Annotated in this window: 1 protein-coding gene; it reads left to right on the top strand. The window is 62.0% G+C overall.

Features of this window, described 5'->3' with window-relative positions; translation table 11 throughout:
• Window positions 1-124: 124 nt before the first annotated feature.
• Window positions 125-384 (top strand): hypothetical protein (locus AC1D0P_RS31550; protein WP_477680326.1); only part of this gene is annotated, 260 nt, incomplete at its 3' end.

Here is a 384-nt window from a genome sequence, read left to right on the forward strand (position 1 = left end):
CGGCGAGACATGGCATGTCCGATCGCAGGATCGCTCAAGTCAGTCAAATGCTCGGCAGGATGGAGCCCGCAGGCGCCGCTGCCGATGGAATAGCCGTTGCCGGACGGCGCTTGTTTGAAGGCGAATGGTCGTGCAGGATAGTGTCGAGGACGTCGTTTCCAAGTATTTCGAGAAATCGCAGGGTTCGCCTGCCGAAGGTCTCGAAGGCCTAGCGACGACGACCCGCGAGGAGCAGCGGCTCGCCTCTGAGCAACGTGCCGAAAGCCTGCTTAAGGCTCCCGATCTTGCCTCGCACGCCATCCCGTTCATTCGCGAGCTTCTTGAGACGCGCCAGCGGCGGCTTGCCTCGGCATTTTCTCAGAACCTGCTGGCCTCGCCGGAGAC

Source organism: Polaromonas sp. P1_G2 (assembly GCF_056405515.1).